This window comes from Aeromonas sp. 600948 (genome assembly GCF_049174875.1).
Taxonomy (GTDB): domain Bacteria; phylum Pseudomonadota; class Gammaproteobacteria; order Enterobacterales; family Aeromonadaceae; genus Aeromonas; species Aeromonas veronii_A.
Genome location: NZ_JAAKTY010000006.1, coordinates 55868 through 80302 on the forward strand (window position 1 = coordinate 55868; position 24435 = coordinate 80302).

A 24435-nucleotide genomic window follows, 5' to 3' on the forward strand; every position below is an offset into this window, starting at 1 on the left:
ATAGAAGTATTTAATCCTTTCAGGTGCATATATGGCCACCCTTTCCCTGGCATCCACCGCATTTCTCATGCCCGGTAATGTGGCATGGGCTCCTTTGGCCCGACATGCACAGTTGCAATTTTGCCCTCAAGGTCAATGGCAGCCGATGGCCGCTTGTGACGGACATCTGGTGCTCTGGTTTTGGGAGCAACTGCTGACCGACAGCGAATGCCAGCATTGGTACACCTTGGCTGAACCCGCATTGTCCGAGACCATCGACACCTGGTTGGAAGCATTGCTCTCGCCACTGCGGGGGCTCCCTCATCTTTATCTTGGTGCCTGTTCACTGCAAGGCGGTGGTGTGAGTAGCGCTCTTCATCCCTGGATGATGCAGCTGGATGTCTGCTTTACCCGAGCGCTTGCACGTCACCACATTAGGGATTTGGGGCTGGGTCGCTGGCTCTCTGAGCAGGGGCGAGCCCATTGTGTGGACGAGCGTAATCGTTACCTTCTTTCTTGTCCTCTCTCGATGCACGGCTTGACCAGCCTTGCCGACTGGATTGCCGCGCGTTGGATGCTTGATCAGGCGCCAATACGCAAGGTGCTGGTGCTCGATTGTGACAATACCCTGTGGGGGGGGGTAGTGGGTGAAGAGGGGTTGACTGGCCTTTACCTTGGTCAGGACGGTCTCGGCAAACTCTATCAGTCGTTTCAGGATGCGGCGCTCTACTGGTATCAGCGCGGCGTGTTGTTGGCATTGTGCTCTAAAAACGAGCCTGCAGATGTTTGGCTGGTGTTTGAGCAGCATGGCGCCATGAGACTCAAAAGGCGAAATATTGCAGCATCTGCCATTGGTTGGGGCTCTAAATCTCAAGGTTTGCGACATATTGCTGCCAGCCTCAATCTGGGGCTTGAGGCCTTGGTCTTCTGGGATGATTCCCCCCTGGAAAGGGCTGAAGTTCGCCATGCCCTGCCACAAGTCGATGTCATTGAACCACCAGTAGATATTTGGGCATGGCCTACAACCTTGCTCACTTATGGGGGGTTCTCGCGCATATTCAGTGGTGATGATGCTCTTCGTCAAGCCTCCTATCTGGCATTGGCAGACGCCGCCCGGTTACGTAGCGAGGTTGGCAGTGAACAACATTTTCTCGCCTCCTTGTCGTTGCGTGCGGCGATACAGCCGTTGGCGGTGGATAACCTTGCTCGTGCCGAGCAGATCATCCATAAAACCAACCAGTTTAATCTCTCCTGTCTGCGATATGAGGCGAGCGAGCTCAAACGGCTGGCGCAGTCTGGCTGGTGCTGGCTAGTGTCGTTGCAGGATCGCTTTGCCGATCATGGCTTGGTTGGCTTGGTGCTGATCATAAACATCACGCCCAAACTGGCATTGCTCGATACGCTGGCTCTGAGTTGCAGAGTGTTGTCCAGAGGACTCGAATATTGGTTACTGGATAGCGTCTCGGCTGCATTGCGCGAGGCGGGGATCGAGCGTCTGGTTATTGGCTCGAATCGTTGTGCACGTAATGAACCTGCGCTGACATGGTTGGCATCCCTGCCGTTGACCCCCTGTGATAATCCGGATCCCGCCCGTTTTTCCCATGAGCATTACCATAGTCTGGCGCTCGAACAGCTGAATTTGCCTTTTTTGGAGTTTTATCACCATGACTGATCTCTTCACTTTGTTGGAACAGCAGTTTCCTTCTGCAACCGTCACGCGAGGCGACTATCAGTTGGGACTTGGGGCCTTTCCGGAATGGGATTCGCTTGGTCATTTCAATTTTCTGCTGCTGGTTGAGCAGACGTTCTCGGTACGCTTCGAGCCTGAAGAGCTGGCGAAGATGAAGCAACTTCAGGACATTCGTGATGCGCTGTTGCGGCGTGGTCTTGTGCTGTGATTGAAGCTCTCTCTCATGTTCTTGGCTCCCTTGGGATCGCACGAGGGAGCGCTATCATGGTTCACACTGACGCCATGGCTGTGGCCCAGTTTCCTGGACGGGGCAATGAAGCCGGCATGCATGCTTTTTGGTTGGGGATGCAGGAGTGGCTTGGAAACGAGGGCACTCTGCTGGTGCCAACATTCACGTATAGCCTGACTCGCCAGAGCTGTTTCGACAGGGCGACATCCCCCAGTGAAGTCGGGTTGATGACGGAGCAGTTTCGCACTCTGCCAGGGGTTGCGCGGACCCGCGATCCCATCTTCAGCGTTGCGGTATGGGGCGCGGGGCGTGACCAGGTGGTTGCAGCAGGGGGTCATGACTGCTTTGGTGAAGAGAGCCCCTTCGCCTGGTTGGCGGCTCACGATGGCTGGATTGCCGGTTTTGCCTGTCATCCCGATCGCATTACCTTCACCCACTATGTCGAGCAGCAACTAGGTGTCGATTATCGCTTTATGAAACGCTTTGAGGGTGATGTCCGCGAGCAGGGAATGGTGCGCCCCTGGCATTGTGACTACTTTGTGCGAAGACTCGATCTGGCCAGCGAGATAGATCTTTCCCGTCTGGTTGAAGCCCTTAAAAATCAGGACAAATGGCACCAGGGGTTATTTGGCCGTTTACCAGTCTGGGCCGTTCGCTGCGCCGACTTTGCCGCGGTGGCAAAAGAGCTGATCGCTGTCCATCCCCATGCGCTTATCAGGGAGGGGAGATGAAACTGCACCATATTGGACTGGTGGTGGCCGAACTGGATCTTGGCGTACGTTATTGTTGCGAGACCCTCGGGCTTTCCCGCTTTAGCGAGCCGGTGCTCGATCCGTTGCAGCGGGTGCATATCTGTTTTGCCTATGATGATGCGGGGATTTGCTATGAACTGATTGCACCTGCCAGTGATGATAGCCCCGTCAGTCAGGCGCTACGAACCCGTCATAACCTGCTCAATCATCTGGCCTATGAGGTGGCAGACCTGGCAATGGCTGCCGAAAAACTGCGGGCCCAGCGTCATCTTCCCCTCGGGCCCAGCCAGCCAGCCATCGCGTTTGGCGGCGCCCACGTCCAGTTTTTCCTGAGCCCCCTTGGCCACATTGTCGAATTGATCGAGGCACCCACCCCATGAGTTTTTCACCCAAGAGCGGCTATCTGCCCACCGACTGGGACGACCAGGCACAAGTCGGTGAACAGCTGCATCGGCTGCTCACCCTGCTGTTTCCGCTCAATCGCAGCCTGACCGGGGACGGGGTTCGGCAGTCGCTGGCCCTGTGGCGCGAGCACTGCCTGCCCGAGCTGCGGATCCATGAAGTGGCCAGCGGCACCGAGTGCTTCGACTGGACAGTGCCTGACGAGTGGAACGTGCGGGAAGCCTACATAGTGGGGCCGGATGGACGCAGAGTGGTGGACTTCCAGGATCACAACCTGCATCTGGTCGGTTACTCGGAGCCGGTGCGCTGCACCCTCTCGCTTGCCGAGCTGCAGCCCCATCTCCACTCTCTGCCCGAGCAGCCGGATGCCATTCCCTATGTGACCTCCTACTACAAGCGCCGCTGGGGCTTCTGTCTGCCCCATCGGCTGCGTGAAGCGCTGCCGGAGGGAGAATATCAGGTGGTGATCGATGCCACCCTGGCCCCGGGCTCGCTCACCTATGGTGACTGGGTGCTGCCGGGGGAGAGCGAGCAGGAGATCCTGCTGTCGAGCTACACCTGCCACCCCTCCATGGCCAACAACGAGCTCTCCGGCCCCTGTGTCGGTGTATTCCTGATGGCCTGGCTTGCGTCACTGCCCACACGTCGCTACAGCTACCGGCTGATGCTGGTGCCTGAAACCCTGGGGGCCATCGTCTATCTCTCCCGTCATCTGGACCAGCTCAAGCAGCGCACCTTGGCCGGCTTCAACCTGACCTGTCTTGGCGATGACCGCAGCTACTCCTTCCTGCCCTCACGCCAGGGCAACACGTTGGCGGATCGCATCGGTCGCCATGTGCTGGGTCATCTGGCGCCGGGCTACAAGGCTTACAGCTTCCTGGAGCGGGGATCCAACGAGCGGCAGCTGTGCGCGCCCGGCATCGATCTGCCGGTCACTTCTGTGATGCGCAGTCGATACGGCTGTTATGCCGAGTACCACACCTCGCTCGATGACCTCTCGCTGGTGACGTCGGCCGGTCTGGCCGGCGGCTTCATGGCGCTGCGCCGTGCCATCGAGTGTCTGGAGCTGGACGAGCGCTGCGAGGTCACTGTGCTGGGCGAACCCCAGCTCGGCAAGCGGGGGCTCTACCCGGATTTGTCGACCCGCTATTCGGGCTGGCAAGTGAGGGAGATGATGAATCTGCTGGCCTACAGCGACGGCAAGCTGACCCTGTTCGAGATCGCCGAGACCATAGGGGCGCCGTTCTGGCGGGTGGAGCCGCTGGCGCGGATGCTGCTGGAGGCCGGGCTGCTGCGTCGTCTCAGCCCGCAACCGGACTACTCGATCACCAGATAGGCTGGTCCCGGGTTGTGCGGGGTGCGACGGATGGCGTAGCGATCCAGCCCCAGCACCTCCTTGAGGGCCAGAGTCTCCCCCGGAAAGGCGGGCCAGTTGAGCTCATCGAATGCCAGCACCGACCCCTTGGTCAGGTGCGGCTTGATGAGCTCGAGGCAGCGGCGGGTCGGCTCGTAGAGATCAAAGTCAAAATAGGCCAGCGCTATCATTGTTTCCGGCTGACGAGCCAGATAGGCCGGCAGCGTCTCGGTCACATCCCCCTTCACCAGCTCATGCTTGACGATATGGTCCAGCGGGCTTTCCGCCTCATGGGCGGCGAGCAGTTGGGCCAGATGCTGCTCATAGCCCGGCGTCACCCCGTAGGCACCGGGCTGGATTGCGGCATCACTGCCATCTTGCGGAGCGTGGGAAGGGAAGCCGCTGAAGGTATCGAATCCCACCAACTTGCGGTTGTAGTTGTAGGGCTCATACATGCCGCGAAACGAGGAGAAAAGCGCCAGGTTCTGACCCCAGCGGGTACCGAAATCCATGATGACGCCGTGGACCGGCACGATCTTCTGATACAGCTCGTGCATGAACAGGATGCGGGAGAGCGACTGGCGCTTGAGGTAGAGGCCCAGGTTGTTCTGCAGCTCGGCCGCGGGCAGCGGGCTGGCGTGCAGCAACTCGCTGAAGGTCTGGCGGCGTGACAGCTCCTGCTCGGAGGCGTTGGAAATGGCCTTGATCATCAGTGGTCTCCTGTGGTGGTGTCGCCGGCCGGGGTCGACAGGCAGTGCACCACTTCATATTCGAGGTAATCGGCCAGCCCCAGCCAGTCCTGGCGCTCCTGGCACTGCAGCAGTGCGGCTACCAGTCCGGGTGGCAGGTTGCCCTGCTCGGTGAGCACCTCTTGCAGCAGTTCCGGCAATGCCTGACTCGCTGCAACCGACTGCCCCAGCCGAAACTGGTGCGCCAGGGCGGTGAGGCGGGTGATCTGGCCGTTTTTCATTGCACGTACTCCGGGTGATAGCGGCAGCCGGCGATTTCCGCCCCTTCCCGGCTGCAGTTCCAGAACTGCACATCGGTGTGGCGCGCTATGTAGCGCTCGAGCTCGGTGCGGTAGGCGGAAAAGTTTGGATTGGTCTTGACCCGCCGGCTATGGCCGTCGAGGGCCCAGCTGAGGGCCAGCGCGGCGCTGGGGCCGAGCGCACCGTCGGCCCAGCCCGAGTGGGTGAGCTCGCCGGGAAAGGCGAAGTCAGTGCCCAGCAGGATGACCTGGCGGCAACCCATCTGCACGGCGAGATCCACGGCGGGATGAATGACGCTGCCGCCCGAGTGCAGCACGCCCTTGGGGATCGTCTGTCGCAGCTGCTGATACATGGGGCTGCGGGAGTAGGCGGTCATGCGTGGCCCCTGCCAGGCCAGCAGGGCTGCCGTGGGAACCGTGGGGTAATAGACCAGGGTGGTCTGGGCCGACTGGGCGGCGGGCAGCCGGTTGCCGTGGATGGCGTCATCGATGGTGACGACGATGTCGGGCCGGATACCGTGGCTGAGCAAAAACGCCAGCGCGGTATCGACGCTAATCAGAAGATAGTCCTGCCGACGGCGCTGCAACTGGGCCTGCAGGGTGGCCAGGTTGTGCTGCAGGGTTGGGCCACTCGCCACGATCAGCGCCTGCTTGCCCTGAGCCAGACCGAACAGGGAGGCCACATCGCCGTCGCCGGCCAGCAGATCGCGGTTTTCCGCCAGCCGCCGGGTGATGTCGGGGTGCTCGGCGTCGAACCTGGCCCGGGCGAACGGCAAATCGATTTCACTCACCAGCCGGTCGCGGATGCGGGCGGCAGCATCTTCCACCAGCAGCAGCTCGGGCGGCAGGGCGAAGAAGGGCAGCCGCACCTCCCCTTCGTCGCCGGCCATCATCAGCTCGACCCTGGGGTCCGTCAGCCAGTCCTGCTGGTCTAGCAGCCGCAGTACAAGGGCAAACAGGGCGCCATTCATGATCTTCACTTCCAGCCGCTTGAGGCTACTGCGCCCCAGCAGGGTGCGCGGCAGATCGCCGAGCCCGGTGCCGTAGAGGTGCAGCACCGGCTGCTCGGGCAGGCTGGCGGCCTGCAGCTCGGCTTCCTTCACCCGGTCGTGCCGGCTGGTGAGCTGTATGCCGTGGAGGCTTAGGGTGGAGCCGAGACCTTCGGTCAGCTCGGCCGGCAGGCTTTCAACGTCCTGTGCCAGCAAGCGGGGCCAGAGGGCGGGCCAGCGCTGGCTGATGAGCCTACCGTGCTGGTTGAAGAGATCATCACTCATCGTTGTCTATCCACTCCCAGCTCAGCGGTTGATTGGCACTCAGGCTGCGGTTGACCCGCTTGCCGATGAGCCGATCGTAATCGGCCGGGGGCAGGCCGAGGGCGGGGCGCACCGACTTGATATGCGCTGCGGTGAGCTGCTCGCCGGCGGCCATCTCCTTGACCAGATAGAGGGAGCGACGAAATGCACGGTTACCCTGTTCACTGGCGGTGAGCTGGTAGTCAGCCACCCCAAGGGCGGCATGGGCGGTATTGACCGAGGCCACCAGCTCGGTGAGCTCGGCCGGTTCCATGGAGAAGGCGCAATCCGGTCCGCCGTCGGCGCGGGCCAGGGTGAAGTGTTTCTCGATGAGGGTCGCCCCGAGCGCGGTGGCGGCGATGGCGGTGGCAGAGCCGAGGGTGTGATCGGAGAGCCCCACCTCGACCCCGAAGCGCTGGCGCAACATGGGGATGGTACGCAGGTTGTACTCGGCTGCCGGCGCCGGATAGCCGCTGACACAGTGCAGCAGGGCCAGCTGGCCGTTGCCATGCTTGAGCGCCATCTCGACCGCGGCGGAGATCTCGGCCTCGTTCGCCATGCCGGTGGACATGATAAGCGGCTTGCCGGTCTGGGCGGCGTAGCGAATCAGGGGAAGATCCACCAGCTCGAAGGAGGCGATCTTGTAGGCAGGACAGTCAAGTGATTCAAGCAAGTCCACCGCACTGAAGTCGAACGGACTGCTAAAGACCGTTAGGCCCAGCTCGCGCCCCTTGGCAAACAGCGCCTGGTGCCACTCCCACGGGGTATGTGCCCACTCATAAAGATCGTAGAGGCTGTGGCCATCCCACAAACCGCCATGGATCTGAAATTCCGGTCGATCACTTTTGAGGGTTATGGTATCCGGGCGGTAGGTTTGCAGCTTGACGGCGCTGGCACCCGCTGCTTTGGCGGCGGTCATGATGGCCAGGGCGCGGTCCAGATTGCCATTGTGGTTGGCCGACAGTTCGGCAATCACATAGGGGGCCTGTTCCTGGTTGATGGGGCGATGATCGATCTGCATCTGTGTTCAGATTCCTGTGCCAAGTTGCCAGCCTTGCGGCGCCGGCTGCCAGGGGGCAGGGGGCGCTATCTGCGGTGGCTCGGCAAGATAGAGGGGAAATTGGGAGAAAATTGTTTGCAAGCGATGTGCCAGCTCTTGCCACTCCGCTGGTTGAAGTGGCCGGGCGGCCTGCCATGTCAGATGCTGACCGTCCAGAGTCAGGGTGAGCAGCAGTTGGTCATCATGGCGTAGTTGCCACTGTTGGCCATCTGGCAACAGTTGATAATCGGATTGTGGTAGCAGCCAGGCGGTGAGCCGATCCAGCCCCAGCCCATCCACCTGTTGCTGGCCGTGGCAGCGATAGTCATCTGCTTGCAATTCAAGTCGTTGCAGGGCTTGCAGCAGCAGCTCAGGCTCGGCCAGCTCGCTCAGAGTCAGCCGCTCGGCCAACTGGAAGCGGGCGATCACCTGGTCGTTGAACTGCTGATTGTCGACGATGGGCACCGCCAGGGTCGGCATGCCGAGACAGGCTCGCTCCCAGGTCATGCCGCCCGCAGCGCCAATGGCGAAGTCGTGTCGGCTCATCAGGTCGGCCATCTGGTCGCTCTGACGCAGCAAGGTGAGCGGCAGATCGGGCAGTTCGGCAACCCTTTGTTGCAGCTCGGGCCAGAAAGGATTGGCCCCACCGGCTACCAGAGTCCAGCTGACGGTTTTAGCCCATGGCAGTCGAGCCAGCGTATTGAGGGTGATGAGGCAGGCTCCGGCCGGATCGGCACCACCAAAGCAGATGAGGCCATGTCGCCACCGGCTGGCCTTTTGGCGTGCTAGCTGGCGATAGGCAGGGCGCAGCAGGGCATAGTCGGTGCCCAGCAGCAGCCGACAGTCGGCAGGGACGAGTGACTGGTAATCGGCTGTGCTGCGCTGTGGCCCCTGATCCAGCAGCAACTGACCATGATGAGGGCGATCGGCCAGATCGTCGATCACCAGCAACTGACCACAGTGACTTGCCAGTGTCTGCTCGATTTGCCGATCAATCTGGTAGTGATCACACACCAGCCACTCCGGGCGCAAGGTGGGCAAGGGGCCTGCATCGTCCAGATCACAGAGAGCGTGATGCTGGTGGGAGTGCAGCAGTGGCAACAGGTGCATAGGTAGCTGATGGCAGAGGAAGTGGCACTCGGCGCCAGCCGTTTTCAGCCGATCGGCGATGGCCAGACAGCGCATCAGATGACCCAGCCCAATCTCGGTGCCGGCGTCGAGCCGGAAGGCAACCTTAAACGTCATCTTGGGCCAGCACTTGATAGAGCAGTTCGGCCAGGTGCCAATCTTCCGGCGTGTCGATGTCGACCACCCTGTGTCTTGGCAGAATATGGCCAATCCCTTCTCCCCCTACCGGGCTGATCCCTCCCAGCCAGGCCGCACGGCTGCCCCAGTAGAACTGGCCGGCATCCTGATAGGCAGGCTCCAGATCCTGAGAGCGTTTCGCCATCTGCTCCGGCCAGAAGGGGGTGACCCGGCCCTGCTCGTCCATGCGCACGGCGCGCTGAATAGGGAAGCCAAACTCGGCCACGGTATAGACAAAGGGAGCATTACTTGCGATCAGTCGCTGATGGGCGGCCTTCAAGTCATCGGCTTGAATAAGCGGGACCGTGGCATAGATGCAGCAGTAGTGCTCTGCTTGGATGCCGAGCTGGTCGAGCCGCTGGATGGTGTCGATCACCACAGGGGTGGTACCTGTGTGATCATCGGCGAGGTTGGCTGGCCGCAGAAATGGTACTTCCGCGCCCAGTTGACGAGCAACTTCGGCAATCTCCTCATCATCGGTGGAGACCACCACCTTGTTGAAACAGCCTGATTGTTGCGCTGCTTGGATGGCATAGGCGAGCATGGGCTGGCCACAAAAGGGGCGGATATTCTTGCGTGGAATGCGTTTGCTGCCACCCCGGGCCGGGATAATGGCGATGGCCATGATGGGTTCTCTCTGCTGGATTAATGACTGGCCAAAGCCAGGATAATCGATGACAACTCTTTGATTATTTTTGATATTATACTGGTTTTTCTGCTTGTATTATCGATTTTTGCTACGGAATGGCGGCCGTGTGGTCGATAAGAGAGACAGGTCATGGAAGTCATGGAAACTGTATGGCGTTGAAGATGAGTTATGGCGTTGAGCTACGCCCGATAGCGCCGTGGGATCTTCCCGCTTTGCGGCGTTGGCGCAATCAGGATGAGGTGCGAATGCAGATGGTATCCCAGACGCGTATTTCGCCACGGCAACAGCGCCAATGGTTCACCGCCACCCGTGAGCGGCGGGATCAGCAGCACTGGGTGCTCTGGTGCAAAGACGTGCGAGCGGGCTACGTCAATCTTAAAGGTGAGTCTCAGGGCGAGCTGCTGGGTCAGGCGATCGCCGATGCGGGACTCTATCTGGGCAACTCAACCGTGCGGCATCCCATGCTGGCTGTCGCTGCTGCCTTATCTCAGCTTGATCAGGGTTTTGATGAGTTGCACATCGGTTGTATCCGCACCCTGGTTCGGGAGAACAATCGCTCTGCCCTGCGCTTGAATGAACAACTGGGTTATAGCCAGATAAGACAAGAGAACGGATTTTTTGCATTGGAACTGCTGCCGGCGAATTACTATGCCGCCCGTGAGCGGCTACGGAGATTTTTCAGATGACAATCGCATTGGAACAGGTTTTTGCCGAGGCGCTGGGTCTCGATATCGGCAGCGTCAGCGATGAGCTGGCCTACAACAGTATCCCGCAGTGGGATTCTGTCGCCCACATGGGGCTGATTGCCCAGTTGGAGGATAACTACGGCGTGCTGCTCGACACCGATGACATTATCGACATGAGTTCGGTCGGCAAGGCGCGCGAGATCCTGGCCAAGTACGGGGTCGCTTTCTGATGCTGGGGCTGTTGCAGGGCAAGCGGGTGTTGATCACCGGTGCCGGGCGTGGCATCGGTCTTGCCATCGCCCGCCAGTTTGCCTCTCAGGGGGCTGAACTGTGGCTGGGAGGCCGTGATGAGGTGACCATGAGCCAGCTGGTGACCGCGATTGGTACCGAGTTTGGCGTGCCTTGCCAGCCTCTCTGTTTTGATGTGGCTGATCCGTCGGCGGTCAAGCAGGCTTTTCAGCAGCTTTTTGCTCAGACTCGTCAGCTGGACGTGTTGGTCAACAATGCCGGCATGCTGGAAGAGGCGTTATTGGGAATGGCGAACCAGACCCATCTGCAAAAGACATTCAGCAACAATACCTTTAGCGTGATCTACTGCAGCCAGTATGCCGCCCGCATGATGCAGCGCAGTGGTGGCGGTAGCATCATCAATCTCGCCTCCCTGATGGGGCTGGTGGGGGCAGCCGGGCTCAGTTGCTATGCCGGCAGCAAGGCGGCGGTGATCGGTATTACCCAGTCACTGGCCAAGGAGCTGGCTGCCAGCCAGATCCGTGTCAATGCCATTGCTCCCGGTTTTATTGATACCGATATGGCGCATGCCATCCCGCAAGAGAAGTTTGCCGAGCGGGTGGCCAGCATCGCCATGGGACGGATTGGCACGCCAGATGAAGTGGCCAAAGTGGCCCTGTTTCTCGCGTCCGACTTGTCGAGCTATGTGACCGGGCAGGTGATTGGGGTCGATGGGGGGATGGTGATTTGAACCGGCCTGATTTGCTGACCCATCTGGTTGACGACAATGACGAGCCCGCCTGGCGAGACCCGCAAGAGGGGTGGCTCAGTTATGGTGAGCTGGCTCGGCGTGTGGCGCAGTTGGCCACCACCTATCCTGCTGGCCGCCATTTGGTCTACCTGCCATTTGTGACGTCTACCCTGCATCTGCTGCACTACTTGCTGGCCCTGCGTGATGGCCACGCCATCATGCTGGCCGATCCTGCACAGGATGCCCGGTTGCACAGTGAACAGTGCCAGCGCTTTGGTGTTAGTCTGCGGGTATTAGAGGATGGGGCAGTTGCGCATCTTGGCGATGCGCCTTCACTTCACCCTGAGCTGGCCATGCTGCTGCCGACATCGGGCAGCACCGGTTCCAGCAAATGGGTGCGATTGTCGCGAACCAATCTTGATGCCAATGCCGCGGCCATCGCCGAATACCTGGCGCTGAACGGGCGTGAGCGTGCCATCACCTCGTTGCCACTTTTTTACTCCTTCGGTATGTCGGTGCTCAACAGCCATCTTTTGGCTGGCGCCTCTCTGGTTTCATGCACTGCCAGCCCCCTTGAGCGCCAATTCTGGGATGAGGTCAATCGCTATCAGGTCACCAGCGTGGCGGGGGTCCCGTTTACCTTTCAGATGCTAAACCGCTTGCGTTTTGACTGGGCGCGTTATCCCAGCCTGATGACACTGACCCAGGCCGGAGGACGACTTGAGCCGGCACTGGCAAGACAGTTTGCCGAGCAGGCAACTGCACTGGGACGTCGTTTTTTCGTGATGTATGGCCAGACCGAAGCGGCGCCGCGCATCGCCTGGTTGGCGCACGATGAAGTGATGATTGCCCCCGATGCCATCGGCCGTGCTGTACCGGGCGGGCATCTCTCTCTGCGTCATGAGCCCGGCTTTCCTGACGGGGAGGGGGAGCTGGTCTACGAAGGGCCAAACGTGATGCTTGGCTATGCCGAGCGCCCTGAAGATCTGGCGCGTGGGCGTGATATGGATGCGCTCTTTACCGGCGATCTGGCTCGTTGTGATGAGGCGGGCCGCTTCTATCTGACCGGGCGACTCAACCGTTTCCTGAAGCTGTTTGGCAAACGGGTGAGCTTGGCTGAAGTGGAAACCTGGTTGCAGGGGAGGGGCTATTCCTGCGCCGCGACCGGCTGCGATGATCGCCTGCTGGTAGCCATCGAGGCAGACGCGTGCCCCTGTGACGCACTACAGCTGGAGGTGGCCCGCTGGCTGATGGTGCCACCATCAAGCGTGCGTATCTACCAACATCATTTGCCACGACGCAGCAATATGAAGATTGATTATCCGGCCCTATTAACAGAGCTGGAGCAGCTATGAACAGGCTGTTTGATGCGCCGGTTTTCGGGCTGTCCCAACAGGAAAAAAGTGGGCTGCTCCTTGCTCGTCTGAATAAATTGACGCAGTGCCATGGGCAGGGGTGCCCAGCCTTTGCCAATATTCTGACGGTGTTTGGCTGGGGTCAGGCCTCGACCTATCAAGAGCTTCCCTATCTGGCCGCTCGCCTGTTCAAATTGGCCCAATGGCAGAGTGTGCCGCAAGAAGAAGTGTTCAAGGTGCTCACCTCCTCTGGCACTACCGGAACGCCGTCACGGATCGTGCTGGACAGGGAGACCGCCGCGTTGCAGAGCAAGGTGCTGGTGAAGATCCTGCAAGAATTCATTGGCAAGCAACGGCTGCCCATGCTGCTGGTGGAGCAACCAGCTCTTATCCAAAACCGCAGCGGTTTTTCAGCCCGCGGAGCCGGTGCGCTGGGGCTCTCCTTCCTTGGCCGTGACCATACTTATGCCCTCGATGAGCAGATGCGGCCCAACTGGCCTGTCATCGAGGCCTTTTGTGACAAATATGCGGGCCAGCCGGTTCTGTTGTTCGGCTTCACCTTCATGGTCTGGCAATGTTTGCTGGAGCCGCTGCGTGAGCGCGGTCTGCAACTGCCGCTCACGCAGGGCACGCTTTTTCACAGCGGTGGCTGGAAGAAGCTGCAACACCTCGCGGTAGATAATCCTGCCTTCAAGCTGCGCTGCCATGAACAGTTGGGGTTGAGTCGGGTGCACAACTTCTATGGCATGGTGGAGCAGGTGGGGTCGGTATTTGTCGAGTGTGAGCATGGCCATCTTCATGCTCCCCTCTTTGCCGATCTGCTGGTGCGGGATCCGCTGACTCATCGACCGCTCGGGGTCGGCCAACCCGGCTTGCTGCAGGTGATCTCTGCCATTCCCCAAAGTTATCCTGGCCACAGCCTGCTGACCGAGGATCTCGGCGTGCTGCTGGGGGAGGATGATTGCCCCTGCGGCCGTCGTGGCCGTTATTTTCAGGTATCAGGACGTCAGCAAGGCGCCGAGGTGAGGGGATGCAGCGACACTTTCCAGTGAGCCGATCAGATGTAGAAGATGCCATCTGGCAAGCGGGGCCAGAAGTCGCCTTCGTGGCTCCCGTCAGCGGTTGGCAAGGTTTTGTCACTCGCCCGTTGCCAAGCTTTGCGCCCGTCATCTGCGACTTTGTGGCTGCGCTCTCTGCACGTCTGCTGAAGGAGGGGCGAGAGAACCCGGATCTGGCCGCCTTTGGCTTTTGGTTGCGGCCGCGCCAGATTGAGGTACAGCGCAAACGCATGGCAGGGCGTGCACCCTTGGGGATGGTTTTTCATCTGGTACCCTCCAACGTGCCGACCGTCGCGTTCTACTCCTGGATCATGGCGCTGCTGATGGGCAATGGGTCCGTGGTACGTCTCTCATCGCGCATCGACCCGGTGCAAGAGGCCATGCTGGCCATCCTGAACGAGCTCTTCTCTCTGCCCGAGTGGCAAGAGATTGCCTCCCGTACCCGTTTTATCCGCTATGACCACGACGAGGGCATCACCGCCTGGCTGTCGGCCCGGTGTCGGCTTCGCATTATCTGGGGAGGTGATGAAACCATCAGCCGGGTACGGGCTATTCCGCTCTCACCCCGCGCTCAGGAAATCGTGTTTCCGGATCGCCGCTCCATGGCGGTGTTGGATAGCCAATGGCTCGCCAACCTGGATGCTGCTGCGTGGCGGCAAGTGGTCGCGGCTTTGCAACAAGACTTTACCCGTTTCAATCAACAAGCCTGCGCCTCACCCACTACGATTTGCTGGTTGGGCACTCCCGCCAGCACGTTGCGCCGTCGTCTGCTCGAAGGGATCTTCGCCCCATTTGCAGATAATCCCTCCCTGATGATGGAACGCCTTATCAATAGTCAACAAAATGTCGCCCATGATGGCCAGATGCAGCTGGACACCTTTTCTGGCGTCACCTTATTGACTCCCACCGCCTCTTTGCGGCTTGCACACATCGGAGGAGGTACAGTCGCCGAATTTGTTGCCGATAACCTTGATGAGTTGCTGCTACAGCCTTGGGATATGCAGACCTGTGTCTGGGCTGGCCCGGATAAAACGCAGCTTGAGCATGCGCTCCTGGTATCGCCAGGTTGTCGTATCGATAGGGTGGCAAGTCCGGGACAGGCGCTGGCATTCGAATGGCTCTGGGACGGCATCGACATGCTAGCCGCCTGCAGCCGTCGGCTTGCCCGCATTGAATAGTGGATGCCAGGTCACATAAATCAAGTCATATCAATCAATTAGCTTGGTCAGGCACAGCTCTTGCAGTAATTATTGTGATGAAGGGCAGGAAAGGTTGACAGAGACCGTGCGGTAGCCTTGTCCATTTTCTTTGTTTTGCTTCTTTTTTACTCAAACCCTGGGTTTCCTTATGAAAATCAGCGTACTGGTGCCGGTATACAACCTCGGGCGCTTCATTGAACCTTGCCTACTTAGCCTGCTGGAACAAAAAACGAATTTCGAATTCGAGGTGATCGCCATTGATGACGGCTCGAGCGATGACTCCTGGGCCATTATGCAGCGGTTGGCGTTACAGTGGCCTCGGCTACGGGCACTACAGAACGCGCAAAATATGGGGTTGGCTAAAACCCAGAAACGCTTGTTGAGAGAGGCGAACGGCGAATATATCGCCTATGTCGACGGGGATGATCTGGCCCTGCCGGGCAAGCTGCAGCGTCAGGCCGATTATCTGGACGCGCATTCCGGTTGCACCCTTTGCTACCACGAAGCGGAGATGTTTGATGATGAGACCGATGCTCGGATCAAGCTCTTCACCCGCGATTATTACAATGCTCGCTATCTCGAACTAGTGATGACGCGGGAGGCATTAATCCGCTTCGGGGTGTTCGTCAATGCCAGTTCCATTATGTTTCGCCGTTATGAAGGGATGGAGAACGCTATCGATGAGGGGTGCAAGATCATCCTCGATTATCCCTGGCATATCTTGAACCTCTCCCACAATCCGGGGACGCTGGATTTTATCCCCGAATTATTGGGCCGCTATCGCTTCCATACCCAGAGCTTTGGCGGGCAAACCCGCAAATCGGCTGAACGTCGTGAACAGTCGCTGCGCGATTTGCTGCGTGCCTGTGACAATGCGGCGGCATTCGGTGCTGATCCCGTGATCATTGCTCAGGGGCGTGCCCATCACTACTACTCTGCCGCGCTCTACTTTTTGCGGCAGGATGATGTCGTGCGCTTCACTCAGCTTATCGAGCAGTCGGTCGATGCTGTGGCAAGGCTAGCCCCGGGTTGGTTCTTCGACGAACGACATCAGTTGGCATGGGCAGAGCGGGCCCATCCCGCGCGTGTCATGCAGCAACTGTTTGGAGATAGAGCGTGAGCTATCAGGCGATCGTCATCGGCGCTGGGCTTTCGGGTGCCGTCATGGCTGAACGAATGGCCAGCCAGCTTGGCTGGAAGGTGCTGGTGCTGGAACAGCGCGATCATATCGGTGGCAACTGCTTCGACGCGTATGACGAGCACGGCGTGCTGATCCATCGTTATGGGCCACACCTGTTCCATACCGACAAGCAGGAAGTCTGGGATTACCTGTCGCAGTTCACCGAGTGGTTGTCTTATGAGCATCGCGTGCTGTCACGGATAGATGGTCAGTTGGTGCCCATCCCGTTCAACCTGACCAGCATTGAACGCTGCTTTCCGGCGGAGAAGGCAGCGGCCATGATTGAGGCCCTTCAGGCCAGATTTGGTGAGGGGGCCAGAGTGCCCATCATGGCACTGCGGCAGGAAGCTGAGCCTCTGCTGGCTGAGCTGGCCCAGTTCATCTATGAGCGAGCCTTCGTCAACTACACCAGCAAGCAGTGGGGTGTATCGCCAGAGCAGGTCTCGCCCGAGGTCACTGCGCGCGTGCCGGTTGTCGTCAATCGTGATGACCGTTACTTTATTGATCCCTGGCAGGCGGTGCCCGCGCAGGGTTATACCGCCATGTTCGAGCGCATCTTGGCGAACCCCTTGATTGAGGTGAGGCTATCCATTCCCATGGGGTCCCGCGTCTGTCTGGATTGGCAACAGAAACGGATACTGCTGGATGGCGTGCCCTTTGCCGGGCCCTTGGTCTATACGGGGATGCTGGATCAGCTGATGCCGGCGGGGCACGACGGCTTGCCGTACCGTTCACTGCGCTTTGAGCACTGTCATCTGCCGCAAGCTCAATTTCAGCCGGTGACCACGGTCAATTATCCGAATGAAGAGGCCTATACCCGCATCACTGAATTCAAGCATCTGACGGGGCAGCAACATCCCGGCACCAGCATCGTTTATGAATACCCCTGCACCTATGTGGCCGGGCAGGGGCTGGAGCCTTACTACCCGCTGTTTACCGATGCAGCCAAACAGCATTATCAGACTTGCCGCGATGAATTGGCCGAGTTCCCGCAACTGATTGCTTTGGGCCGCCTTGCCGAGTATCGCTATTTCGATATGGATGATGCAGTGGATAACGCGCTGAACAATTTCTCTCGATTGGTTTCCGATGCCTGTTTTGCCGTTTTAAATAAGTAATGAATATAATCTATTGCAGAGATAGATATTTTCATTCCGCAAAAGTATTCGAGTTTTTGAGTGTGAATGTTTTTTATGTGATTTCTTTTATTTTGATGCATGTGTAGGTATATATGAGTCATTATGCGGTGATGTCTCCCGAGTTGCGTGATTTACTAGAAAATAGCCAGTTTCTAACTGCTCTTGATCAGTATCTTTGCATTGATAAAATAACACATATTTCATTGGATGTTTTTGATACATTATTGCGTCGTGCATGTGATGAACCCTCGTGGGTTTTTGAGGAAGCAGCGAGACGGTTGCTAAATAGAGGTCTTAATCTGCCAATAGAGGCAGAAGATTATAGATTTTGCCGCCTCGAGGCTGAAGCTCGTGCTCGCAAACTAATTTCAGGTGAAGAAATTAGTTTTGACGATATTTTTGAACAGCTGCCTTTTAGTGATGAAATTAAGGCGGTGCTTAAAGTTGAAGAGCTGAAAGTAGAACGAGAAGTTCTTTATCCAGACCCGATTATTCAAGAAGTTTTGGTACGTGCACAACGTAAAAATAAACTGATTGTTTTTATTTCCGACATGTATTTGCCAGAAGTTTTTTTGCGCGACTGTATTTCAGAAAAATGCCCTGAAATTTCTTATAATTATCTGTTTGTTTCATCAAGTGTTGGGTTGACCAAGCAGAGTGGCGCTCTCTTTAGCCATGTAATTACTCAGATAAAGCTGAAACCAGAGCAAGTTTTGCATATCGGTGACAATCCCAGGGCTGATGTGCAGTCGGCACGGCAACATGGTTTGGCTTCATTGCATTTTGATATCCCAGAGAATCTGTCTGAGGTGTTGGAAAACGAGAAAGTTTATCGGGTAAATGTGCCATCGGCCATGCAACATGCCAGGAAGCTGGCCGTCCTGTCGATGCCACAACAGCTTTCCGAGGAGGAGCAATTTTTCTACACATATGGCGCCTTCATCCTTGGACCCGTCCTGACGGCATTTGCCAAGTGGGTTCTGCAGTCAGCCAAACGACTGCAGGTAAAAAACATTTTGTCGCTGATGCGAGAGGGCGGGATCTTTGCTGCCTGTATCAACCGCCAGGTCGATTTTCAATCACAGCAGTACCCAGATATACGCTGTCAGACCTGTTATGCCTCACGCAAGGCAACCTATTTGCCCGCGATAGATGATAGCCAAGTGGAAGAGGCTGTTTCCCAGACCTTGATGCGCCGCAATTACACCGTTCGTGACTTTTTCAATGAATTTGGTGTTCAGGATGTCAGGTTGGCATCCTTTCTTGACACGCCACTGGCGCTTTTGGATCAAATTGCCATCGATGGGCAAGATGGTCTGCAACTGATGGCTGAAGTGTTTGAGCAAAATATCGAGCAGATCAAGAGCAGTATTCAGCAAAGCAGGCTGGACATGCGAGATTATTTTGTTGGCTTGACGGGAGATGCTCCCTATCTGCTAGTCGACTTGGGTGGCGGTGGGACGATTCCCTCTCAAATTAGCAAGGCCATGTTGCAACAGCCAATGAGCAGTCTGTTGCTCTACTGTAACCATAGAGGCAGCAAAAACTCCGTTATCACGCCGATCAGTGCCTTTATTCCGGTGCGTAACGATACCATAAAGGGGATCAAGAAGATTGCCCGTTCACCAGAGATTTTTGAAATTGTTCTCGTTGGTTTGGAAGGGAGCACACTGGGGTATCGGCGCACAGCGGAAGGGAAAGTTGTGCCGCGACAGGCAGAGGTCCGCTACAGTGCCCAGCATCAGCAAAATATCCGGAGTTTTGAGGCTGGAGTTAATGCTTATCAGTTGTGGGACCAATCGCTGGGCATCGCCGAATCTGATTTGAATGAACGGATCTCTTTTTTGCGCATGATGGAGCGCCTGGTCGAATGTCCGGTATCGAGCGAGGTGCACTATTTGGGTAATCTGGTGCATGAAGACAACTTCGGCTCGGAGCGTAGTTACAAAGTCATTAATTCCTCCGGGTTGGCGCGGATCCACTCAGAAGGAATAGAAACCTTCTATCGCAAGTTCAGCAAAAACATGTCTTATGGTGAGCGTTGGTTGGCTTGGCCGCAAGGTTCCCTGAGTCGGCTGGATCCTGATTTGATGATGGATTTTGTCGGCTTACGCGATGCACGTTATAAGCATTCCCAAGCGATCGATAGGCTTCTGGAATTGATGCAAAGTCAACAGGCCACCGAAGTCATAGTGTATGGAGCGGGAGAATTCTTTGAGTGTCTGGCACCGGAACTGGTTAAAAAAAGCATCCATATTCGTAGCGTGATCGATAAAAAGGCCAACTTTGGACACTACCAAGTGATGGGATATGACGTCATATCATTATCCGAGTGCTCAATTCCATCTGGTTCTGTACTGATTGTCGCGTCCGCCTCCTTTGTGGACGAAATAAAACGAGACATCTTTGCGACTATATCCAGCCAAGATGTGACCATATTGTCATTGAATTGAATTCCAAGGAAACCGACACATGCTGGATCTGTCGATGAAACATGCCCTGCCTTTTGATGCGTTATTGCATCAGGAACTGCTGTCCGGGAAACGCAAGGCGATTGCCTGGGGGGTGGCGGGAAATCTTTATTATCATGTGCTCCAATCCCCTTATCCATTCGTCGCCATCATCGATGGTCTTAACGGTCCTCAAGTCGGTCAGTTCGCCTGTGGCATTCCGATTGTAGGGCCAGAACTGCTTAATAATTACCCAGCAGAGGAGGTGGTCATTGTCATCTTTTCAGATTTACAGCAATTCGGTGGGCAGATTATCGAGCAACTAGGTCATTATGGCGACTATCCCTATATCACTCCCTATGTTGAGGCAACCTGCCAGCCATCGGCGATGTTGCAGCAAAAGCTTGAGCGGTTGATCCGCGAGCGTCGAGCACATCGGCTGCCCCAAGTAGTGCAGCGTGTCGTGCTATATATCCACTCCTTGGTCAAAGGCGGTGCTGAGCGGCAGATGGTATTGCTGGCCATCGGATTGCGCCAGCAGGGATGGGAAGTGCATTTGATTTCGGTGAAGAATAAGGGGTTGGAGGTTAATCACTGGGAGGCGCTTTTGCGTACTCATGGTGTAGAGCTCTACTTCGTGCCTTCTGCCCGTGAGTGCTGGCCGAACTTGGAGCAGGAGGAAAATAGCTATCAGTTGGCTAATCAATTGGCACCCTTCTTTGAGCCCGGACTGCTTCACGGCATTCTCACTGCCTATGACTATATGCAACGTGTTCAGCCCAAACTGGTTATCGCCTATCTAGAAGACGGTAATGTCATTGCTTCTATGGCCGCAATTTTCGCGGGAGTAGAACAGATCATTATCTCTGGAAGGAGTGTTGCACCCTCAGAGTTTCCTGAATACCTGGCCGTTTATGATGAGTCGAGGTTGGCAGCTTACTATCGTCTGATGACCGAGTTGCCAGGAATCGTTTTGAGTGTTAACTCCATGGCAGGGGCGCAGTCGTATGCTCGCTGGCTAAATTTGCCTGAATCGAGCATCCCCGTAGTGAAAAATGCGGTCATGGCCAAGCGGGTTGAGGGACAAGAGCCTTTACAGCAGTTAGATATTCATTTATCGGCCCCAATATTGATGGGGATAATGCGACTGTCTCCGGAAAAGTCCCCATGTCGCTTTATAGAGGTTGTCGCTTCTGTCATTGCCAAACTTCCTCAAACCCATGCAATTTTAATCGGTGATGGACCATTGCGCTCAGAGGTCCTTGCTTGCATTGCGCAGCAGCCGTGCCGCGATAACATTCATGTCGTGGGTGTGAAAGATAATATTTTTGAATGGTTAAGTTGTGCCAGCCTGCTCATTTCCACCTCCAGTCATGAGGGAATGTCTAATGTTATTTTGGAAGCACAGGCACTTGGTTGTCCTGTTGTAGCGACAGATATTCCAGGAAATAGCGAAACTGTACTGACAGAGTTTTCTTGTGACTTGATTCCCTATGGGGAATGGGGTTTGATGGTTGAAAAGATAGTGTCATTATTAATGGGGAGTGGAGAGAAAACATCAGTTGGTTTGGTGGAAAAGATGAGTGAGCATTATTCACCACGTATACTTGCTGAAAAAACACTGGCACTGACTAATAAAAAATAAATCGGAGACGGAATATGGATGTTATCTTGTTCGGTGCTGGTGAAGTTTGTGATTCATTTATAAAAAGACTTCCTAAACGATTTTCAATATTGGCTATTGCTGATAATAACGAAAATTTACATGGTCAGTTTAAAGGTGAGCTTCCTATTATCTCTCCTGATGAAATTCATCTATATAAGCCAAATTTTATTATTCTCTCTTGTCTTCAGAGGCATGTCTCAGATATCTGTGCTCAACTCGTCAAATTGGGGCTGGATGATTTATATTTACCCTTTCCTTATGATGAGGAAAGTGAAATAAAAGATCGAGAGAAGCAGGAAGTGAAAGGGCTAATCGGACGTGAGCTCGTGGATGAGATAATAGGAAGTAAAAACACTAGCGGTAGTGTATTTTATCATATATCACTTGGTAATCATTTCGAGAAATGCCGTAAACAATATATTTCAAAGCCGGTAAATCGATTTTTACATATAGGTTCTGGTCATTCCCTTGGGGTGGAGATATATAGTCTATTACGATGGGGCGGGGAGTGGACCGCGATCGAACCATTCCCGGGACTAAGCGGGAAATATCCTTTCAATGAACATGTTTCAATGATTAAAGATTTAATGGGGCTTTTCAATGTCCCATGTAAGGTAAATGATGGTATTGTATTTAATGATGATGTTGAATCATTCCATCTTCATGATCATCATGGCACTAGACTAAATTACTTCCCTGAGATAAAGCTTGAAGATTTCAATGATGATGAAAAATATGATGTATGCTATTCGTGTGCCGTAATGGAGCATGTTGTAGATATTCATTCATTCGTAGCCAAGACATTTGAGCTATTAGCATCAGGTGGTTTTGCTTTTCACTGGATTGACCTCCGAGACCACCGGGATTTTTCACGACCACTTGATTTCCTGACAATAGGCAAGTCAGAGTGGCGTGACCATTATGGTGATGCTGGCCACTTTTTACATGGTAATCAGCTGCGTTATAGTGATTATCGACAGATATTTTTACAATGTGGCTTCAGGATTGTTGCTGAAGATAAATATATGAAGAATGATAGAGAGCATATTCAGGAAGTCTCTGTCGATTTCGCAGATGAGTATGCATCACTGGGATGGGAGGATTTGGAAGTCGCTGGTGTGCTATTCGTTCTTGAAAAGCCATCGCATGATAGTTGATTATTCTATGATGTCTCATGCGTGACATCATGTGTTGGCTTACCTTTAGGGAGTTATAAAATGTGCGGTATAGCCGGAATAATGAGTATTCATGGTCAACATGATCCTGCGTGGTTGAAACAGCAGGCTAATAGAATGGCGGAGGCGATGACCTATCGAGGGCCTGACGACCGGGGGCTTTGGGAGTCGGATGACGGACGCTGTGTTCTGGCACATTGTCGATTGAGTATTCTGGATGTATCGCCTGCCGGGCATCAACCAATGCATGATGCACAGCAACGAGCCTGTATCGTATTTAATGGGGAGATCTACAACCATCTTCAGTTGGGGGGGCGTCTTAAAGACGCCGGCATATCATTTACTGGCCATTCTGATACCGAGGTATTGGTCAATGGCCTGGTACGGGAAGGTGCTGACTTTCTGACCCGGCTCGAGGGGATGTTTGCACTTGCCTACTATGATCGTGAGCGCAGGGAGTTGCTGCTGGCGCGTGATCCGTTTGGCGAGAAGCCACTCTATTATGCCGAGTTTGACGGTTTGTTGGTCTTTGCCTCCGAGCTGGCGGCTTTGACCCTGGTGCCAGGATTCCCTGCCCGCATTACGGTTGATACAGTCGCCCATTATCTGGCTTTCCAGCACCCCGTCGGGGAACGCACCCTGTATCAACACGCCAGAAAGTTGCTGCCGGGGCACTTGATGCGTGCCGTGACAGGGGCTGTCTCACAGGCAGAGCGTTACTTCCACTTTATCTGTGCCGGTGACCATATGCCGTCACGCCCGCTGGAGGAGCAGGTTGACCAGCTTGAGGATCTGTTGCTGCGTTCTTTATCGCGCCGCTTGGTCGCCGATGTGCCGGTGGGGGCTTTTCTCTCCGGTGGTGTCGACTCCTCGACGGCGGTGGCCCTGATCACCCGTCGTTTGCAACGGCCGATCCGCACCTTCTCCATCGGTTTTGAACAGGCGCCGGAGAGCGAACATGAGGAGGCTCGGGCTTTTGCCGATTTCCTCGGAACCGAGCACACCGAACAGCTGCTTCGTCCAGAGGCTTTTGTTGAACAGGTAGGTGATCTGGCGCGGCGCATGGATGAGCCCAATGCTGATACTTCCTGTGTGCCAACTTATATGGTCTCGCAGCTTGCTCGTCAGCAGGTCACCGTCGCGATTACGGGTGACGGGGGGGATGAGCTGTTTGGCGGTTATGGCCGTTACCTGCAGACACTGGTCGCCGCCGAGGGCAGAGAGCAACAGATGCAGGCGCGTAGCTGGCATCTTGGGCGGGAGTACTACTCTGGTCGCATCTTGCTGTATGCCGATCGCCAGTTGGAACAGTTGTTCGGTCGCATTCCGTCCGGTACTGGTGATCACTTGATGGCGCTGCGCAGGCGTATCGATATGGATAGCCGCCCGTATCTTAATCGCCTTCGTGAGGCCGATATTGCCAATTATCTGCCGTTGGTATTGGCCAAGGTAGATCGAATGAGCATGCTGCACAGCCTTGAGTGCCGCACGCCCTACCTGTCGACCGAAGTAGCTCAGTTTGCCGCAGGTTTGGCACAGTCAGAGTTGATTGCACAAGGACAGGGTAAGTTCCTGTTGCGCCAGTTGGCCAAACGCTACTTGCCGGCGGAATGGATCGACAGGCCGAAAAAGGGTTTCAGCATAGATCCGTTCAATCAACAGGCCAAACAGAGTGCGATTACGCAACTGCGTCAGCAGGCCTCTTCAGGCCAGCTCTGTCTGCATCAGTTTATCGCTCCCGACCGGTTGCGGATGTTGCTGGATAACCAGTTTGACGGTATGACCTTCTATCATGTTTGGGGTTTATTGGTGCTTGAGATCTGGTTGCAGTCCCATGAGTTCAATTTGTGAGATAACGCTTTGGGCTAA

At 55.9% G+C, this 24435-nt stretch carries 23 protein-coding genes; 17 read left to right on the forward strand and 6 right to left on the reverse strand.

Annotated elements, in window-relative coordinates; translation table 11 throughout:
- The first annotated feature begins 31 nt into the window (after positions 1-31).
- Genes G5182_RS07060 through G5182_RS07080 form a run of 5 tightly spaced genes read left to right on the forward strand, consistent with a single transcriptional unit; the run spans position 32 to position 4388 of the window.
- A complete protein-coding gene (locus G5182_RS07060) occupies positions 32-1651 on the forward strand; it encodes an HAD-IIIC family phosphatase (RefSeq protein WP_227340796.1) in 1620 nt (539 codons plus the stop codon).
- Positions 1644-1877: an acyl carrier protein gene (locus G5182_RS07065; RefSeq protein ID WP_227340795.1), complete on the forward strand. Its 234-nt coding sequence runs from the start codon at positions 1644-1646 to the stop codon at positions 1875-1877. The genes G5182_RS07060 and G5182_RS07065 overlap by 8 nt, the downstream gene beginning before the upstream one ends.
- On the forward strand, positions 1874-2629 hold the full coding sequence (locus G5182_RS07070; RefSeq protein ID WP_408082949.1) for an AAC(3) family N-acetyltransferase: 756 nt from the start codon (positions 1874-1876) through the stop codon (positions 2627-2629). Before G5182_RS07065 ends, G5182_RS07070 begins: the two co-directional genes overlap by 4 nt.
- Positions 2626-3030, forward strand: coding sequence for a VOC family protein (locus tag G5182_RS07075; RefSeq protein WP_005346679.1), 405 nt, complete (start codon positions 2626-2628; stop codon positions 3028-3030). Before G5182_RS07070 ends, G5182_RS07075 begins: the two co-directional genes overlap by 4 nt.
- Positions 3027-4388 carry a DUF4910 domain-containing protein gene (locus G5182_RS07080; protein WP_227340793.1) on the forward strand — a complete coding sequence of 454 codons (1362 nt, stop codon included), beginning with the start codon at positions 3027-3029 and terminating at the stop codon, positions 4386-4388. The genes G5182_RS07075 and G5182_RS07080 overlap by 4 nt, the downstream gene beginning before the upstream one ends.
- On the opposite strand, the gene G5182_RS07085 is transcribed toward G5182_RS07080, so the two are convergent.
- The 6 genes from G5182_RS07085 to pseF are packed head-to-tail and all read right to left on the reverse strand — an operon-like array spanning position 4370 to position 9655.
- Positions 4370-5116, reverse strand: coding sequence for a crotonobetainyl-CoA--carnitine CoA-transferase (locus G5182_RS07085; protein ID WP_005306746.1), 747 nt, complete (start codon positions 5114-5116; stop codon positions 4370-4372). The genes G5182_RS07080 and G5182_RS07085 overlap by 19 nt on opposite strands.
- Positions 5116-5376 carry a hypothetical protein gene (locus G5182_RS07090; RefSeq protein ID WP_010635733.1) on the reverse strand — a complete coding sequence of 87 codons (261 nt, stop codon included), beginning with the start codon at positions 5374-5376 and terminating at the stop codon, positions 5116-5118. The genes G5182_RS07085 and G5182_RS07090 overlap by 1 nt, the downstream gene beginning before the upstream one ends.
- Positions 5373-6668, reverse strand: a complete 1296-nt coding sequence (locus tag G5182_RS07095; RefSeq protein WP_421254267.1) for a motility associated factor glycosyltransferase family protein — start codon at positions 6666-6668, stop codon at positions 5373-5375. Before G5182_RS07095 ends, G5182_RS07090 begins: the two co-directional genes overlap by 4 nt.
- Entirely contained in the window at positions 6661-7707 is a 1047-nt protein-coding gene (gene pseI / locus G5182_RS07100; protein WP_227340791.1) for a pseudaminic acid synthase, read from the reverse strand. Before pseI ends, G5182_RS07095 begins: the two co-directional genes overlap by 8 nt.
- A 6-nt stretch (positions 7708-7713) precedes the next feature.
- Positions 7714-8970, reverse strand: a complete 1257-nt coding sequence (pseG, locus tag G5182_RS07105) for a UDP-2,4-diacetamido-2,4,6-trideoxy-beta-L-altropyranose hydrolase (protein ID WP_227340790.1) — start codon at positions 8968-8970, stop codon at positions 7714-7716.
- The gene (pseF, locus tag G5182_RS07110; protein ID WP_227340789.1) at positions 8960-9655 is read right to left on the reverse strand and encodes a pseudaminic acid cytidylyltransferase; all 696 of its coding nucleotides are present in this window, start codon (positions 9653-9655) and stop codon (positions 8960-8962) included. The genes pseG and pseF overlap by 11 nt, the downstream gene beginning before the upstream one ends.
- A 173-nt stretch (positions 9656-9828) precedes the next feature.
- Here pseF and G5182_RS07115 point away from each other — a divergent pair, with 173 nt between their 5' ends.
- From G5182_RS07115 to asnB, 12 genes are all read left to right on the forward strand, one after another.
- Complete coding sequence (locus G5182_RS07115; protein ID WP_227340788.1) at positions 9829-10365, forward strand: GNAT family N-acetyltransferase; 537 nt, start codon at positions 9829-9831, stop codon at positions 10363-10365.
- Positions 10362-10595, forward strand: coding sequence for an acyl carrier protein (locus G5182_RS07120; RefSeq protein WP_144715547.1), 234 nt, complete (start codon positions 10362-10364; stop codon positions 10593-10595). The genes G5182_RS07115 and G5182_RS07120 overlap by 4 nt, the downstream gene beginning before the upstream one ends.
- Positions 10595-11344, forward strand: coding sequence for an SDR family NAD(P)-dependent oxidoreductase (locus G5182_RS07125; protein ID WP_227340787.1), 750 nt, complete (start codon positions 10595-10597; stop codon positions 11342-11344). The genes G5182_RS07120 and G5182_RS07125 overlap by 1 nt, the downstream gene beginning before the upstream one ends.
- Positions 11341-12699, forward strand: a complete 1359-nt coding sequence (locus tag G5182_RS07130; RefSeq protein WP_421254268.1) for an AMP-binding protein — start codon at positions 11341-11343, stop codon at positions 12697-12699. The genes G5182_RS07125 and G5182_RS07130 overlap by 4 nt, the downstream gene beginning before the upstream one ends.
- Positions 12696-13751, forward strand: coding sequence for an acyl-protein synthetase (locus tag G5182_RS07135; protein WP_227340785.1), 1056 nt, complete (start codon positions 12696-12698; stop codon positions 13749-13751). The genes G5182_RS07130 and G5182_RS07135 overlap by 4 nt, the downstream gene beginning before the upstream one ends.
- Positions 13730-14935: an acyl-CoA reductase gene (locus tag G5182_RS07140; RefSeq protein ID WP_227340784.1), complete on the forward strand. Its 1206-nt coding sequence runs from the start codon at positions 13730-13732 to the stop codon at positions 14933-14935. The genes G5182_RS07135 and G5182_RS07140 overlap by 22 nt, the downstream gene beginning before the upstream one ends.
- Positions 14936-15104: 169 nt before the next feature.
- Positions 15105-16076, forward strand: coding sequence for a glycosyltransferase family 2 protein (locus G5182_RS07145; RefSeq protein WP_227340783.1), 972 nt, complete (start codon positions 15105-15107; stop codon positions 16074-16076).
- Entirely contained in the window at positions 16073-17254 is a 1182-nt protein-coding gene (glf, locus tag G5182_RS07150; protein WP_227340782.1) for a UDP-galactopyranose mutase, read from the forward strand. The genes G5182_RS07145 and glf overlap by 4 nt, the downstream gene beginning before the upstream one ends.
- A 113-nt stretch (positions 17255-17367) precedes the next feature.
- Entirely contained in the window at positions 17368-19728 is a 2361-nt protein-coding gene (locus G5182_RS07155) for an HAD family hydrolase (protein ID WP_421254269.1), read from the forward strand.
- Between the two features lie 19 nt (positions 19729-19747).
- On the forward strand, positions 19748-21370 hold the full coding sequence (locus tag G5182_RS07160; protein ID WP_227340780.1) for a glycosyltransferase: 1623 nt from the start codon (positions 19748-19750) through the stop codon (positions 21368-21370).
- A 14-nt stretch (positions 21371-21384) separates the two neighbouring features.
- Positions 21385-22548, forward strand: coding sequence for a methyltransferase domain-containing protein (locus tag G5182_RS07165; RefSeq protein WP_227340779.1), 1164 nt, complete (start codon positions 21385-21387; stop codon positions 22546-22548).
- A 60-nt stretch (positions 22549-22608) separates the two neighbouring features.
- Positions 22609-24417, forward strand: coding sequence for an asparagine synthase (glutamine-hydrolyzing) (asnB, locus tag G5182_RS07170; protein ID WP_129505123.1), 1809 nt, complete (start codon positions 22609-22611; stop codon positions 24415-24417).
- Positions 24418-24435 lie beyond the last annotated feature (18 nt).